General features: G+C 34.2%; 14 protein-coding genes. 6 read left to right on the top strand and 8 right to left on the bottom strand.

Annotation, left to right across the window (positions count from 1 at the left end):
* Window positions 1-5 precede the first annotated feature (5 nt).
* The 6 genes from FW780_RS05690 to gcvP all read left to right on the top strand — a co-directional run bounded on the left by FW780_RS05690 (window position 6) and on the right by gcvP (window position 8,414).
* Window positions 6-2,009 (top strand): S9 family peptidase, encoded by a 2,004-nt coding sequence (locus FW780_RS05690; RefSeq protein ID WP_149832607.1) that lies wholly within the window; start codon window positions 6-8, stop codon window positions 2,007-2,009.
* A gap of 643 nt (window positions 2,010-2,652) precedes the next feature.
* On the top strand, window positions 2,653-3,207 hold the full coding sequence (locus tag FW780_RS05685; protein WP_174774444.1) for an RNA polymerase sigma factor: 555 nt from the start codon (window positions 2,653-2,655) through the stop codon (window positions 3,205-3,207).
* Between the two features lie 11 nt (window positions 3,208-3,218).
* Window positions 3,219-3,551 carry a hypothetical protein gene (locus tag FW780_RS05680; RefSeq protein WP_149832605.1) on the top strand — a complete coding sequence of 111 codons (333 nt, stop codon included), beginning with the start codon at window positions 3,219-3,221 and terminating at the stop codon, window positions 3,549-3,551.
* A gap of 91 nt (window positions 3,552-3,642) precedes the next feature.
* Complete coding sequence (locus tag FW780_RS05675; RefSeq protein WP_149832604.1) at window positions 3,643-3,900, top strand: hypothetical protein; 258 nt, start codon at window positions 3,643-3,645, stop codon at window positions 3,898-3,900.
* A 370-nt stretch (window positions 3,901-4,270) separates the two neighbouring features.
* Window positions 4,271-4,918 carry a J domain-containing protein gene (locus tag FW780_RS05670; protein WP_149832603.1) on the top strand — a complete coding sequence of 216 codons (648 nt, stop codon included), beginning with the start codon at window positions 4,271-4,273 and terminating at the stop codon, window positions 4,916-4,918.
* Window positions 4,919-5,555: 637 nt separating this feature from the next.
* Window positions 5,556-8,414, top strand: a complete 2,859-nt coding sequence (gcvP, locus tag FW780_RS05665; RefSeq protein ID WP_149832602.1) for an aminomethyl-transferring glycine dehydrogenase — start codon at window positions 5,556-5,558, stop codon at window positions 8,412-8,414.
* Window positions 8,415-8,505: 91 nt separating this feature from the next.
* Here the strand turns inward: gcvP and FW780_RS05660 are convergent, their stop codons facing one another.
* The 8 genes from FW780_RS05660 to FW780_RS05625 form a co-directional block, all read right to left on the bottom strand.
* Window positions 8,506-8,763 (bottom strand): hypothetical protein, encoded by a 258-nt coding sequence (locus FW780_RS05660; RefSeq protein WP_167510646.1) that lies wholly within the window; start codon window positions 8,761-8,763, stop codon window positions 8,506-8,508.
* Between the two features lie 36 nt (window positions 8,764-8,799).
* Window positions 8,800-9,666 carry a hypothetical protein gene (locus FW780_RS05655; protein WP_149832600.1) on the bottom strand — a complete coding sequence of 289 codons (867 nt, stop codon included), beginning with the start codon at window positions 9,664-9,666 and terminating at the stop codon, window positions 8,800-8,802.
* 66 nt (window positions 9,667-9,732) lie between these two features.
* Complete coding sequence (locus tag FW780_RS05650; protein WP_149832599.1) at window positions 9,733-10,512, bottom strand: hypothetical protein; 780 nt, start codon at window positions 10,510-10,512, stop codon at window positions 9,733-9,735.
* A gap of 3 nt (window positions 10,513-10,515) precedes the next feature.
* Window positions 10,516-11,235, bottom strand: a complete 720-nt coding sequence (locus tag FW780_RS05645; RefSeq protein ID WP_149832598.1) for an ankyrin repeat domain-containing protein — start codon at window positions 11,233-11,235, stop codon at window positions 10,516-10,518.
* A gap of 408 nt (window positions 11,236-11,643) precedes the next feature.
* Window positions 11,644-12,066, bottom strand: a complete 423-nt coding sequence (locus tag FW780_RS05640; RefSeq protein WP_149832597.1) for a hypothetical protein — start codon at window positions 12,064-12,066, stop codon at window positions 11,644-11,646.
* A gap of 6 nt (window positions 12,067-12,072) precedes the next feature.
* On the bottom strand, window positions 12,073-12,819 hold the full coding sequence (locus FW780_RS05635; RefSeq protein ID WP_149832596.1) for a YggS family pyridoxal phosphate-dependent enzyme: 747 nt from the start codon (window positions 12,817-12,819) through the stop codon (window positions 12,073-12,075).
* An 82-nt stretch (window positions 12,820-12,901) separates the two neighbouring features.
* Window positions 12,902-13,309, bottom strand: a complete 408-nt coding sequence (locus FW780_RS05630; RefSeq protein WP_149832595.1) for a DUF4440 domain-containing protein — start codon at window positions 13,307-13,309, stop codon at window positions 12,902-12,904.
* A gap of 152 nt (window positions 13,310-13,461) precedes the next feature.
* A complete protein-coding gene (locus FW780_RS05625) occupies window positions 13,462-14,178 on the bottom strand; it encodes an AAA family ATPase (RefSeq protein ID WP_149832594.1) in 717 nt (238 codons plus the stop codon).
* Between the last annotated feature and the right edge of the window lie 956 nt (window positions 14,179-15,134).

The raw sequence follows: 15,134 nt of genomic DNA, 5'->3' as shown, positions 1-15,134 counted from the left end.
AAGTTATGAACCTAAATCACAACATTTTCGGTACAGCCCTTATTGTACTATCTACCATTATGACCAACGCACAGAGTTCCACTGCCAAATTGCCGGGAGACCCTACTTTACCATCTTCCAAAGCCAATCTTGAGAAACTTATTTCTTACGACAAAGGAAACTTTAAATACAAAGTAGAAGACTATTTTGCAAGGCCAAAAGCTTCAGCTTTTAAAATCTCTCCTGACGGAAAATACCTTTCCTATAAAGAAAAAGATCAGGATAAAAAGAACCATGTTTATGTAAAAGACCTGAGTACAGGGAAAATTACTAAAGCCATCGTGGAAAAAGATGATCTGATCAGAGGTTATGGCTGGCTGAACAAAAAGCGCCTTTACTACACGCAGGATAGAGGAGGAAATGAGAATATTCATTTATATGCCACAGATGCAGATGGTGGAAACCAAAAGGATCTGACACCCTTTGACGGAGTAAAAGTACAGTCAATTATTCCTATAAAAGATACAGACTTTGTTGTGGTTACCATGAACAAAAACAATAAGCAAATCTTTGAACCTTTTAAAATCAACTTCATTACCGGAGAAACTACCCAGCTCTATGAAAATAAAGATGTAAACAGTCCTATTGACGACTATATTTTTGATAAAGACGGGACGTTGAGAGGCTACAGCATTCTTGAAAACGGATTGACTACAAAGACGTATTATAAAGATCTGCAGTCAGGAAAATTTAATCTGATTAAATCTGCAGACTGGTCTGATACCTTTGGAATCATCGAGTTTAATGAAAATTCTAAAAATAAAGATGAAGCCTATGTAGTGACGAATCTGGATAGTGATAAAGCCAGAATTGTACTGTATGATCTAAAGAAAAATGCAGTGATTAAAGAAGTTTATTCCAATCCTGTATATGATGTAAGTTCAATAAGTACTGCCGGTAAAAACAGAAACTATGAATTGGATTTTATCAGCTATGAGGGAATCAAAGGAGAAACAGTTCCGGTAAGTAAATTTTATAAAGAAATAGACGATAAATTAAAATCTCAATTTGGAGACAAGGAGTTCGGAATCGTTTCTTCAGATGATAATAATGACAAACTTCTGGTTGTTGTAGGAAGTGATAAGCTCTACGGAACTTATTACGAATACGATACTAAAACCAAACAGACCAAGCTTCTATACAACCTTATGCCTCAGCTGAAGGAAGAAGATATGGCTGAAATGAGACCGATTGAATTTAAAAGCAGAGACGGATTGACTATCCATGGATATATTACACTGCCTAAAGCCGCATTAGATGGGAAAAAAGTTCCTTTAATTGTAAATCCTCATGGTGGCCCGCAGGGAATCAGAGACAGATGGGGATTCAATCCGGAAACACAGCTTTTTGCAAGCAGAGGCTATGCTACACTTCAGGTCAACTTCAGAATTTCAGGAGGATATGGAAAATCATTCCAAAAAGCCGGCTACAAACAGATTGGAAGAAAAGCGATGGATGATGTGGAAGATGGAGTAAAATATGCAATTGAACAAGGATGGGTAGATAAAGATAAGGTAGCCATTTATGGAGGAAGTCATGGTGGATATGCCACTCTGATGGGGCTGATTAAAACTCCGGATCTCTATTCTTGCGGTGTAGATTATGTAGGAGTGTCCAATATCTTTACTTTCTTTGCTTCCTTCCCGGAATATTGGAAGCCTTACAAAGAAATGGTAAAACAAATCTGGTATGACCTGGATAATCCTGAAGAAGCCAAAATTGCGAAGGAAGTTTCACCTGTTTTCCAGATTGATAAGATCAAGAAACCTTTATTTGTAGTTCAGGGAGCCAACGATCCAAGAGTAAATATCAATGAATCTGATCAAATCGTAAAAGCAATGCGTGCCAAAGGTTTTGAAGTTCCTTATCTGGTAAAATATGATGAAGGACACGGATTTGGAAAAGAACAGAACAGAATTGAGCTTTATAAATCAATGTTAGGATTTTTCGCAGAAAATTTTAATAAATAAACTATTAATTAAATACTATTTGAACGGAGGACTAATGTCTTCCGTTTTTTTTATGACAAAGTCATTGCGAGCAAAGCGAAGCAATCTCATGATAAGTTGAATAAAGCAGAGTGGAAACGAAGGCGCCAAGGTTTCTACCAACTATGTGCTTTAAGGCGCAAAGATTTTATCTCCGATAAAATTTGTTCTGTTCCAAAAAGGTTTTGCGGATATTTCAACAGTGCATTTGTCATTCCGAACGAAGTGAGGAATCCTGACTCTGTGTTGAAAATAGCTCCTCTTGTTAATTATACGGGTATTGATAAAACTGTTTAATCATTCTTAACTTGCGGAACAATAAAAAGAATATCACTTGCTGAAAATCTCATATTGAGCGAAGTCGAAATATTCTTGCGCCTTACAATTATATATAATAATGATAAAAATTTTGCGCCCTTGCGACTCTCCAACAAAAATTATCTTATATATTCTTCATCATTCATCACTTATCATCTATCATTAAGCAATCAGTAAAATAATTGAGAAGATAAAAGGTCGATGAATAGAAGAAAAATTGAATTGTAAGAAAAATATTTTAAATTTATTAAAGTAAAACCAAAATATCAGCCGTCATAGCAATATGGAGGTTGTCGAAAAAATAATAATGCCACAGAAGGAGAAAGAAAGCATCATCTCACAGACCGTTTCCAACTACGGAGGGAAGCTGATGTCCTATATTCGTCCGAAAGTGAAAAACACGGAGGATGCGGAAGATATTCTGCAGGAAGTGTGGTATCAGTTCAGTAGCCTTACGAATATTTCGGAGATCGTAAATGTTGGTGGGTGGTTGTATAGGGTAACGGCAAATAAAATCACAGACCGTTACCGTAAAAAGAAAACAGAAAATCTTGAAGATTTCGTATATGAAGATGAAGACGGCAGTTTTTCTATCAAGGATATCTTGTTGTTGGATGAAAGCGCAGGTCCGGAAGTGAAGATGTTTCAGGATGAGATCTGGAAAAAGCTGTTTGAAGCACTGGACGAACTTCCCGAAAAACAGAGACTGGTCTACGTAGAAAATGAACTGAACGACAAAACCCTCCAGGAGATTGCCGATGAACAGGGAGAAAACATCAAAACGATCATCAGTAGAAAAAACTATGCTGTGAAGCATTTGAGAAACAGATTGAGAAAATTGTACGAAGATTTAAAAAGTTAGAAAAAGAAATTATGAATCATAAACACAAAAAGGGTTGGATTTTTTTATTGTTATGCCCGCCATTAATTTTAGCCGCTGTTACGTGGATTGTAATGCTGCTTTGGAATTGCCTTCTCCCAGAGATTTTAGGAGTAAAAGCCATTACATTTTGGCAGGCAATGGGAATACTGATCCTAAGTAAAATTCTTTTCGGAGGTTTCCATTTTGGCAAAGGAATGAAAGATTTCAAGGAAAGAAAAATGAGAGAAAAAATGGAAAGCTGGTCACCTGAAGAAAGAGAAAAATTCAAAGAAGTTTGGAGGAATAAATGTTCAGGAGGATTCTTCAACAGAAACAACGAATAATTTAAAAATTTTAAAGAAGTAGTAAGGTAAAATTAAAATTCATTCGTCTCTATAAAAAACAAGAAGTAGTAAAATTTAAAATTTTGAAAAAATGAAAAATTCAGCATTAAAAGGGGCTCTGGGAGCATTAGCTGTTGTAGGCGTAGCCTTAATCGCTAAAAAAGCAATACAAAGAAAAAGATTTATCAAAGGTATTTTTAATGAGTACGGAATTAAAGAAAAATCACCTTTCGGACTGGCAGATAAGATCAGAGAAATGAATGATGAAGACTATCAGGAACTGAAAGGGAAATTCAAAAAAGAATTCCACTCAAGATGCTGCAAAAAAGATAATACTTGCGAAGCATAATACGTAAAGACTAAATTGAAATTGTTTAATTCCGGCGCGGGAAGCTCTGCTTCCCGCGCCGGAATTTTTTATTAAAAAACAAATGCAATCTGAAATGAGAAGACTTCTGTTTTTCTCGCAGATTGAGATTCCTTGCTTCGCTCGGAATGACAAATACTTTGTTGAAAGCTCCGTAAAATCTTTAGAACTGTACAATTTTATCGGAGATAAAAGCCTTAGCGTCTTTGCGTTTTCCAACCTATAGATTATGAGCTGTATTGAGATTCCTTCACCTTCGGTTCGCAATGACTTTCACCTCTGTTTTTCAGTTAAATTTTTGTAATAAATATCAAACACAAAGAAAAATAAATCCTTATTTTTGTATTTCTCAATGAAAGACTACTACTATTTTCTCGGTATATCCCAGGATGCTTCAGAAGAAGACGTCAAAAAAGCCTATCGGAAACTGTCTTTAAAATATCATCCTGATAAAAATGACAATGACGATTTTTTTGCCGACCGTTTTCGCGAAATTCAGGAGGCGTATGAAACATTGAGTGATTCTGTCAGAAGATGTGCTTATGACCAGAATTTAGAAAGTCATCAGCGAAGTTTCAGGTATAATATTCCACCTGCTATCAAAACTTTTACAGCGAATAAAATTCATGCAAAAAAAGGGGAGGAGATTATCATCAACTGGCAGACGAGTAATGCCGATGTGGTGAAAGTACTGCCTTTCGGATTAGAAAAGCCGTATGGAGAGAGGATCTTTAAGATCACAGAATTTAAGGATGGAAAATTCCAGCTTCTGCTTCATGCAACAAATTCTCTTTTGCACAAAACCGTAGTTCAGGGAATTACCATTACGGAAGTTTTTGAGAACGATTCTGAGAAGTTCAAAAATACGGTAGAAGAAATGTTTAAGCCGCAGCCAAGAACAAGAATTAATAAAACGGGTCAGCCTAAAATTATGATGCTGATCTGGGGAATTATTATTATAGCTGTGGCTGTTTATATGCTGATCAGAAACTTCAGCTGATTATGCCATTTTCTTTCTTCCAGGACATTTTTTACATCTTTTTCCTTTCTTGAATTTTTTACAACACGATTTCTTTTCACAAAACATCTCTTCGTTATTGAATGAGTAAGGTGCCAAAGGCGGTACTTTAAATGGGACAATCATATTCATGTTGCAAATATATTAATTTAGAATAAATATAATTAATAAAATTTCATAAAATTCTTTAAACCTGATGTATAGCAGATATTGCCTGCTTTTTAATGGAATAGCAGACCTGAATTCTATGTTTGATTAGTTCTTAAATTCTCCCTGAATTGAATTTAAGTTTACATTTTGAATAAAATAATAATAAAAGAAGATTCTAAAGATAAATTTAATTCATAAGATACGGATGAATGAATAATTCACATTGTTTTTAAAGAAGATGCTGGGATTTTATTGAATGTGAATTGATCGTTTTGTTGCATATTATGTATAGAATAAGGGGTGTGCTTGTTAGAATTTATATAAACCTTGTTAAAAGTTTATTAAAAACAAATAGTGATAAAAGTCACAAATATTTTTGTGAATTATCACTCCCGAAATGCTCTTGTACAATCATTCAAAAAATTGTAATTTTACCCATCTTTTTACAAACAAAATCTAATAAATAAAAATGAATACAGAACAGTTTGTGAGCCGTCACATTTCCCTTAATGAAGCCGATAAACAGGCGATGTTGGAGAAACTTGGCGTTTCTAGTATTGAAGAGTTAATTTCTCAGACCATTCCATCTTCTATCCGTTTAGAGAAAGATCTTGAGATCTCGGAACCGCTTTCTGAATACGAAATGTTGAACCACTCAAAAGAATTGGCATCTAAAAATACAGATTATACGAGTTATATCGGATTTGGATACCACAATACACTTTTGCCTTCAGCAATCCAGAGAAATATTTTTGAAAACCCTAGCTGGTATACAGCCTATACTCCATATCAGGCAGAAATTGCACAGGGAAGACTTGAAGCTCTTCTTAATTTCCAGACTGTAGTATGTGATCTTACAGGTTTTGCATTAGCTAATGCATCTTTGCTGGATGAATCTACTGCTGCAGCTGAAGCAATGCATATGTTCTTCAACAACAGAACGAAAGATCAGAAAAAAGCAGGAGCTAATAAGTTCTTTATTTCTGACCTTGTTCTTCCTCAAACAGTTTCTGTATTAAAAACAAAAGCTGAAGGATTAGAAATTGAAATCGTAGTAGGAGATCATAAAACACACCAGTTTGATGGTTCTTATTATGGAGTTTTATTACAATATCCTGGTAAAAACGGAATCGTTTTAGACTATACAGAAGATATCGTAGAGTACAAAAAACTTGACCTTCAAGTAGCTGTTGCTTGTGATCCTATGGCTTTGGTTAAACTAAAATCTCCGGCAGAAATGGGAGCTGACTGTGCAGTAGGAACTACACAGAGATTTGGTATTCCATTAGGATACGGAGGGCCTCACGCAGCTTTCTTTGCTTGTAGAGAAGACTATAAAAGAGATATTCCGGGAAGAATCATCGGAGTTTCTCAGGATATGTACGGAAGACGTGCCCTAAGAATGGCGTTACAGACAAGAGAGCAGCATATCAAAAGAGAGAAAGCTACTTCAAACATCTGTACAGCTCAGGTTCTTTTGGCAGTAATGGCTGGTATGTATGCTGTTTATCACGGTCCAAAAGGATTAAACTATATCGCAGATCAGATTCATTTTAAAGCAAATGCTTTGAAAGGAGGTCTTAAAGCATTAGGATATCAGGTAGTAGAAGAGCCAATCTTCGATACTGTGAAAATCACAATGACTGAAGATGAGAAAGCAAGATTAGTAAGACTGATGCTTGATCACAGATTAAACCTTAACTATTTCACAGAAGGAGTAGTAAGTATCGCGATCAACGAAAGTACAACATTAGAGAAATTAAACTATCTGATGGCTTCTTTCGCTCAGTTTAAAGATAAGCAGACTTTCAAATTAGAAATAAAAGAAGGATACAGCATTCCGGAAGAAAACTTAAGAAAAGACGAAATCCTTACAGAATCAGTATTCAACAAATACCATACGGAAACAGAATTGATGCGTTACATTAAGCGTCTTGAGAGAAAAGATTTATCATTGACGCACTCAATGATTTCTTTAGGATCTTGTACAATGAAACTGAACGCAGCAACTCAAATGTTACCGCTTTCATGGGAAAACTGGGGTGCAGTTCACCCATTTGTACCTGTAAATCAGGCTGAAGGTTACCAGGAAATGATCCGTGAATTGGAAAAAGACTTAGCAGAAATTACAGGTTTTGCAGGAACTTCTCTTCAGCCAAACTCTGGGGCTCAGGGTGAATATGCAGGATTAATGGTAATCAGAGAGTACCATATCTCAAGAGGAGATCACCACAGAAATGTAGTATTGATCCCTCAGTCTGCACACGGAACCAACCCGGCTTCTGCTGCTATGGCAGGAATGAAAATCGTTGTCGTGAAAAACCTTGAGAACGGTGAAATAGACTTTGAAGATCTTAAAGCTAAAACAGAACTTCATTCAGCAAACTTATCTGCTGTAATGATCACTTATCCTTCAACTTACGGATTCTTTGATGCTAACATTAAAGAAATTACCAACCTTATCCACGAACACGGAGGACAAGTATATATGGATGGTGCCAACATGAACGCTCAGGTAGGATTTACAAGCCCTGGAAACATCGGAGCTGACGTTTGCCACCTTAACCTTCACAAAACTTTCGCAATTCCTCACGGAGGTGGAGGTCCTGGAGTAGGTCCAATCTGTGTTGCTAAGCACTTGGTACCTTTCCTTCCTTCTAACGCGAATATCAGAATCGGGTCTAAAGAAGCTATTGAAGGTATTTCAGCTGCTCCTTACGGTTCAGGACTGATCCTTAATATTTCTTATTCTTATATTAAGATGTTAGGAACTGAAGGTCTTAAAAAGGCTACAGGACATGCTATCATGAATGCTAACTACCTGAAAGAAATTTTAGCAGAACACTTCCCAATCTTATATTCTAACGAAAACGGAAGAGTAGCTCACGAATGTATCGTAGATTTCCGTCAGTTCAAATCTTTAGGAATTGAAGTGGCTGATGTGGCGAAGAGATTAATGGACTATGGATTCCATGCTCCTACCGTTTCTTTCCCTGTTGCAGGTACTTTGATGATTGAGCCTACAGAATCTGAAAGCAAGTCTGAAATTGACCGTTTCGCAGAAGCATTAATCTCTATCAAAAAAGAAATTGATGAAATTGCCAACGGTGAAGCAGATGCTGCAAATAACGTATTGAAAAACGCTCCTCACACAGAACAATTGGTAATCTCTGATTCTTGGGACAAACCATACAGCAGAGAAAAGGCAGCTTATCCATTAGAGTGGGTAAGAGACCACAAATTCTTCGCTTCTGTATCAAGAGTAGATGAAGCTTACGGAGACAGAAACTTAGTTTGTACTTGTGAGCCGATTGAAGCTTATATGTAATCTTAGTTTTTTAACTATAAAAAATCCCTTTCAGTAATGAGAGGGATTTTTGTTTTCTGTCATCGCGCATAAAGCGAAATAATCTCAATACTTATTTCGGGAAATTATAAGAAAGCCACGTTATAAAAGCAACCACACTTACCAGTGAAATCAATGACCCATAAAAAAGACCAAAACCAAGATTTTTAAGAGATACAATTTTTGCCGATTTTGAAAAATAAATCAAAGCTCCCATGAAAAGGCAGATGATGAAAATTCCAATGATGGTCTCGAAGCTGTCTAATAATTGTAATGATATGATTAATAAGAGCTGTATTACAATGGTGAGGATGAGAAAAAAGTATTTCATGGTGGTTATGAGTTGATTCAAATATATGCTTTTTGATTATTCAAATATCTTATATTTCTCTGCATAATCTTCTTTGGCTTTAAAATGCTTTGCTTTTTGATCATAAAGAAAAATATATTCCACAGGGATTTTTTGGAAAGGATGATCAGCTGAATAATTGACCTGTTTACCATTGATTGTTGTAAAATCATACCAAATACCATCCGGAGTACGTCCCCGGGTCAATACGGATTTTCCTTTAAAAGCAATATCATTGACCCCATCATTATTATAATCTTTTATCTTTAATGATAACTCATACGGTTCATAAATTTTGTTGTCTTCATGGGCGTCATAGGTTCTTAGGTTGGTATCATAATATCCTTCATATACATTTTCCAAAGAATCTGCAGTTACCTTATAAAGCTCATGTCCGCCATTTCCATGCCCTGTTACAATAGTTGCCAGTAAAAAAGGGTTTTCTTTTGGGAAGACAGAAACAAATTCATATCGTTCAGCAGCTAATGTTTTGACCAGCTTCCCATCCTTCGTTAATAATAACTGATATTTCCAAGGATATTGTGAAGTAGAGCCAGCCTTCCAGTCATACTCAATAAAATAATAATCCTGATTTGAACCATTGATCTTTACTTTCCTGAATACTGTTATTTTTTCACTTTCCTGCTGAGACGGGCTTTCATGAATATGAAGATCAAAGGCCTGCCTAAGATTTAGAATAAACCTCGAAGAGTCTTTGATTGCCGGATAATCTTTAAGATATTCAAATGGGGGAGGGACTTTAGGTTTTACTACTACTTCTTTATTTGTATACTGAATTTGAACTATTTCTTCTTTTTTAGCTTCCTGCTTTTGAGTACAGTTAAGGACAAGTAAAGGTAAGATTACTGATAAAAACCATTTCATGTGATTGTCGTTTATTACTAAAAGGTCAGTTAAGAATACAGATGTTGAGCCACTTAATAATTGGTTTTAATTTGCGATATAATAAAAATAACTATTATTCAATTCTTTATATTTCATAATCTCAAAAAGATGATTATCCTGTTCCATTTCTTTTTTTGGATTGTAATAGATACCATATGAGTTGTCTGTGAATCCGTCTATTAGATAAAAAATGCCTTTATCTGTTTTAATAGCACAGTATATATTTAAATTTTTCAGCAGATCAAGTATTTTGGTTTCTTCATTAGAAAACTTTTGGTTTTGGATACTTATCTTAGGGGAAAGAGGATAGAAAGAATCTTTGTCTATCAAATAGCTCCAAAAAATATTTTTCTCTTTATAAAGGTTATCAATTCTTTGGATTGTACCTTGATTTAAAAATAATGTATGTGAAGATTTTAAAATATTTTGGGAAATATCATTGAATTTTTTAATGTTGTCTCTAAAAAAAGAAGTCCACTTTTCTTGATTATTAATGCCTTCATCTAAGAATCTATTGGGCTTACTCATGGCTTCTTCTTCAGAAATATTATATTTACCGGAAAAAGCACCCCAAATAAAATTAGGAATTTGGCTGGATGTGTATATAGAATCCATCGCCTTGGCTTCTTTAACTTTTATAGGTCTTATGTCCCATTTCGAGAAAGGTTTAGAATTAAAAAGAAAAGTTTCCAAAGTAACGGACTCTTTTTCTGTTGTCTCCATTAAATATTGAAATATTTCCTGATCAAATTTTTTATCTGGAACATTTTGTGCAAAGGTTAAAACTGAAAAGTGGGCAAGAGTCAAATATAAAGTTTTTTTCATAGCTTAAATGCCTTCAAGTAGTTTAGTTACTTCAGAATGGTTGTTCTCTTTTGCTATTTCAAGAGCAGTTTTACCATCTTTATTTTTTATTGATAGATCGGGCTTGTACTGAAGCAGCAGTTTTGCTCCTTCTATATTTCCTGATTGAGCGCAATACATGATTGGTGTTTCATTATCTTTATCAAGATTGTTGACATTAGCTCCTTTTTTCAAGAGATATTCTGCTATATTTAAATTGTTTTTAGATATGGCTATACAAAATGGAGTGGCATTATCCTTAGCTTTAGAATCTATTTCTGCATTGTTTTCTACAAGCATTTTTACAATATCAAACTTTCCGTTTCTGGCTGCAAAAGTTAAGGCTGTCCAGCCGTTGATATCTTTCAGATTAGGATTTGCTTTGTTTTTTATCAATAGCTCAGCAATGTTGGTATATCCTTCCTGGGACACAATATTTAATGCGATAGCATTGTTCTTTAGCTGAGTGTTTACATTGGCTCCTTTATTGATTAAAAGTTCAACTAACTTGATGTTTCCGGTTGCAGCAGCAGAAAATAATGGAGTTAAACCATTTTCTATCTGTTGATTTACATTTTCGCCTTTTTCAAGAAGTTTGTTTACTTTTTCAAGGTCTTGGTTTTCAATAGCCTTAAAAATTTTCTGAGAATAAATAGAATTGAATGTGAATAATGATAAAGCAATAATAAAGCTTTTGGTTTTCATGGGAAATTAATTTTATTAGATGGCTTCAAATATAAACAGAAATTCTTTTGTTAAGTAAAAAAAACACCTTCCAAAACTGAGAGGTGTTCTATTATTTTTTGTCATATTCCTTTACCTTCTTTTAAAGCTGTAGGCAAGTAAAATGGCTACGCCCATCGTAACGCAGGTTATAATTGAAATAGTTTCAATTGAAATTCCACTTTTCATCTGTGTGTTTTCTTTTTCACATGAATAAAAGAATAATACTGCTATAAATAGACAGCCCGAGAGTAATTTTTTTGTCATACATGTATTGGTTTGGTTCTTAAAGTTTTACAGCAAAAAGTATACCGAATTTGTAGACTAAAAAACGTGTTGTTTTGGGGGAATTACTTTAATAGCTGCCAGCAAATAAGTAGGAGTGTAAGATTATGAAAGATAATTAAGCTTATGGGTGATTTCTTCAATTAAACCTTGGCTTCCAAAATAAGAGAATAAATGATTGACCAGAAGTCCGAAAACAGGAAGCAGTTTCCCAAAGAAACCTTCAAAATAAATCATCGTAATGATAAGAAACACAAATGCAAATAAATGTAGTTTCCATAATTTTACTTTATAAGTCAATATCTTAGTATTTTCATTATAGGTAAACTTTCCATCATCAATTAAGGATAAGTAATCATTATTGCTTCTCGCTCTGGGAAAGCCTTCATTGAAATAAACAAATCCAGGTCCATAAAGAATGTTTTGAACCTTTTTTTCTCGCAATATATCACGGGTTGTATAAATAACCTGATCAGATGTTTTGTCTGTGATAATTTCTCTTTCAAAAGTATAAGTAAATGGGAACATATAATTTTATGCTTTTGTATTCGTTTTATCCTCATTCCAATAGTAGCTGTCCGGATAGATTCTGGCTCCAAAAACTGCGGTTCCTACCCGTACAATGGTCGCTCCTTCTTCAATGGCAGTTTCCAGATCTCCGCTCATTCCCATAGAAAGCTCTTTCATTTCTACATTCGGAATATGTTCATGGAGGATTTCCTGCTGAAGATTTTTCAGAATTTTAAAACAAACTCTTACTTTTTCTGTTTCCGCACTGAACAGGCCAATTGTCATTAAACCTTTTATTTTTAATGTAGAGAAACCGGAAATTTTTCGGGTAAGTTCAATCGCTTTACTGGGATCAACTCCGAATTTACTCTCTTCATTGGAAGTATTCACCTGAATTAAAACATCAATCGTTCTGTTTTCAGCCAAAAGCTTTTGATGGAGTTTTTCCGCCAGCTCCAGACGATCTAAAGACTGAAGGCAGGTAACATCATATTTCAGTATATCTTTAATTTTATTAGTCTGAAGATGTCCTATAAAGTGATTGTCATGAGGAATGTCTTTTAAGTCGTCATATTTCTCCTTCAATTCCTGTACTTTGTTTTCTGCAATTAACATGTGTCCGTTTTCTAAAGCAATTTTGATACGGTCTGCAGAAACGGTTTTGGTGGCCAGCAATAATTTAACATCATTAAGGTTTCTTCCGGATCGTTCACAGGCAGTTTTTATCCGGTTATTAATAATGGCAAGATTGTGGAGAATGTCTTCTTTCATGATGGAATGTTTTCTTTTCAACTGTTTTCACGTTTAAATCTGCACAACATTCATTATGTTCATACATCATTTTTGTCTTATTCTAAATATTTTCATCTTCCCAAATAATTGAATTTATTTTCCAGCCTTTTGCGGTCTTAACGTACTGAAAAAATTTAGTACCATTTTCTTCAAAATAATTACCATTAAGGTAGCCATGTTTTTGGTATTTAGAAAAGCGTTGAGCAATATTGTTGACTATTTTTGTTTCCTCATGTACTTCATATTCCTCAAATTCGGTAAGTGTTCCGTCTGTTAGAATTCTTTTTCTTGGAGTAATAAAACTTTCAAGGGTATACACTTCTTCGTTGTCTTTATCCTTTTTGATGATTACTGTTTCATTTAAACAAATATCATCAATACTTTCAAAGTCCGGTTTGTTTCCATTAGCATTGGTAAACAAATTAAAAAATGACCTGGTGAGCTGATTGAGTAAAAAATTATCGTCCATTTGTGTTTATTCCAGTGTTTTAAAATTAATAAATTTTCAAATTCAAAATGGGTCTTAATTCAGTGCTTAACTAAATTGATGTTTTTTAATAAAGAAAAAATTTGTTTCCAGGAAAACGGATTCGCATAATTTTGGCAATTAATTTAGTTAACTCAATTCTCCACTATTTTTGCTTCCAGTTTTTTGATTAAAGCTGCTTTAACGGCTGTTAAGGCATAGTCTTTCGCTTCCGCAAAAGAAATAGAATACTTTCTTTCAACTTTTCTCATTTCCTCAGGAAACTGTGCCAGTAACTGATCGTAAAACACATCCAGAATTTCGGCAGAAGGCATTTCATAATTGATCTTTAACTGAAAACGTCTTAGCAGAGCCGTATCAATAATCTCAGGGTGATTGGTAGCACAAAGTAAAAGTGAATGCTCAGGATAATAATCAATTAATTGAATCAACGTATTCACCAGTCTTCTCATTTCACCTACATCCTTATCATCACTTCCTCTTGCTTTCCCGATCTGATCCAGCTCATCCAAAAAAAGGACAGATCTTTCTCTTGCTGCTTTATCAAAGATCATTTTAATATTCTGAGAAGTTTCGCCGATACGTGATGAAACGATGTTGCTCAGATTCAGGATCATGATATTTTTTCCTAAAGCATTGGCAACAGCCTTTGCTGTCATTGTTTTTCCGCATCCTGAACTTCCCTGAAGCAAAATCTTATTATTAACCGGAAGGCCGTATTCCTGCAGCTCTTTAATATAATTGTGTTCCTTGATAAGCTGTACAAGATGCTCCTTGTTCTTGCTGTCAAGAAATACTTCGTTAAGGTTTACTTGTTCTTTATCCTGGATAATAAGATTGTACAGACTCATGATGATAATAAATGATTATTGAATAAACAAAGATAAAGCTTTATTAAATGTCAGGGAAAATCCTGAATAATAATAAACAGCTAGGCCAGCGTAAAATGAATGATGAACTATAAATGATGAATGGAAGCCTAAAGAACCTGTAGGCTATAAACAATTTGCACTTTTACGAAACTCCGTAATAAAAAAGAAAAGCCAGACTTGCGACTGGCTTTTCTCATTTGGATATTAAAATTTGTTATGAAACTAAGATTTTGTGGTTTATGTTTTTGGGCCCTTTTACCCGATGGTAAAAGAGCAATCCGATCTCTCAGACTAAAAACATAAAACAATATAATTAGTATAGATTTTCTATAGGCTTGTTTTATTTTAAATTAGTTTCTTTCTCTTCTTACTGTCATGAAATATGAAGTGATTACTACTAAACCTGTTACGATACCGATATAAGTTACCATTTTGTATTATTTTTAATTATTTGACTTTTTTTTATCAATCTTTCAATTGCAATATTACTACTTTCAAATCACGTGCCAAAGTAAATACTTATGATGTATATCAGTGTTTTACGAGGTTGAAGTTCATTTATTGGTTAATTTTTGTTTACATTAAATTAATGCATTATTGAGAATTTATTAATACTTTTATTATTCTCTCTGTAAAATTATGTGAAAACGTTAACCGTTTCTCGACTTCTATATTGGAGTTGATAAAACAAATAATAAATAATGCTTGGCATAATATTGTTTTAAACCACTTTTTTTGAGTGTGAATTTTTCACGTGAAAAGGATTTTTATGTTAAGAAAATTTATTTTTAGCCTCGTTTTTCATTCGGAATTTTTGTCATGTGTCACATTTCATGACATGGAGAAATATTTTTTTGTGCCAGATCGGAAAAATAATTTTGCAGAATGGCATACTTTTCAAAACTTTTATAATACTGAATGTGGCTAAAAACAAA

It is taken from the genome of Chryseobacterium sediminis, assembly GCF_008386505.1.
Taxonomy (GTDB): Bacteria; Bacteroidota; Bacteroidia; order Flavobacteriales; family Weeksellaceae; genus Chryseobacterium; species Chryseobacterium sediminis.
Note: the sequence above shows the minus strand (reverse complement) of the source record. Positions and strands in the feature narration are given on the sequence as shown.

Bases quoted from the DNA above. Each gene is read 5' to 3' on its own strand.
- FW780_RS05625 (WP_149832594.1), bottom strand. From the start codon at position 14,178: ATGAGTCTGTACAATCTTATTATCCAGGATAAAGAACAAGTAAACCTT.
- FW780_RS05680 (WP_149832605.1), top strand. From the start codon at position 3,219: ATGAATCATAAACACAAAAAGGGTTGGATTTTTTTATTGTTATGCCCG.
- FW780_RS05655 (WP_149832600.1), bottom strand. From the start codon at position 9,666: ATGAAATGGTTTTTATCAGTAATCTTACCTTTACTTGTCCTTAACTGT.
- FW780_RS05685 (WP_174774444.1), top strand. From the start codon at position 2,653: ATGCCACAGAAGGAGAAAGAAAGCATCATCTCACAGACCGTTTCCAAC.
- FW780_RS05650 (WP_149832599.1), bottom strand. From the start codon at position 10,512: ATGAAAAAAACTTTATATTTGACTCTTGCCCACTTTTCAGTTTTAACC.
- FW780_RS05640 (WP_149832597.1), bottom strand. From the start codon at position 12,066: ATGTTCCCATTTACTTATACTTTTGAAAGAGAAATTATCACAGACAAA.
- FW780_RS05645 (WP_149832598.1), bottom strand. From the start codon at position 11,235: ATGAAAACCAAAAGCTTTATTATTGCTTTATCATTATTCACATTCAAT.
- FW780_RS05670 (WP_149832603.1), top strand. From the start codon at position 4,271: ATGAAAGACTACTACTATTTTCTCGGTATATCCCAGGATGCTTCAGAA.
- FW780_RS05635 (WP_149832596.1), bottom strand. From the start codon at position 12,819: ATGAAAGAAGACATTCTCCACAATCTTGCCATTATTAATAACCGGATA.
- FW780_RS05690 (WP_149832607.1), top strand. From the start codon at position 6: ATGAACCTAAATCACAACATTTTCGGTACAGCCCTTATTGTACTATCT.
- FW780_RS05675 (WP_149832604.1), top strand. From the start codon at position 3,643: ATGAAAAATTCAGCATTAAAAGGGGCTCTGGGAGCATTAGCTGTTGTA.
- gcvP (WP_149832602.1), top strand. From the start codon at position 5,556: ATGAATACAGAACAGTTTGTGAGCCGTCACATTTCCCTTAATGAAGCC.
- FW780_RS05660 (WP_167510646.1), bottom strand. From the start codon at position 8,763: ATGAAATACTTTTTTCTCATCCTCACCATTGTAATACAGCTCTTATTA.
- FW780_RS05630 (WP_149832595.1), bottom strand. From the start codon at position 13,309: ATGGACGATAATTTTTTACTCAATCAGCTCACCAGGTCATTTTTTAAT.